The 235-nt window shown below is 56.6% G+C and carries 1 protein-coding gene; it reads left to right on the plus strand.

What is annotated here, in order from left to right:
• On the plus strand, positions 1–235 hold a 235-nt coding region (locus tag ACTHSP_RS24125), incomplete at both ends, for an alpha/beta hydrolase (RefSeq protein ID WP_440347238.1).

Genomic DNA, 235 nt, shown 5'->3' on the forward strand with positions numbered 1-235 from the left:
TCATCAACCACCCCAATCCCCTGCAAGGCGGCACCAACTCCAACAAAGTCATCCAAACCGCCGCCAAAGACCTCAGCCATCTCGGTTTCCATTGCTACCTGCCCAATTTGCGCGGCGTAGGCAATATCGAAGGCGAGCACGATTACGGCCGCGGCGAAACGCAAGACTTTATTGCCGTTATCGACTACGCCCGCGAACAACATCCAGACGCACCGCAATTCGCCCTGGCAGGTTT

This window comes from Neisseria sp. P0001.S005, assembly GCF_051963715.1.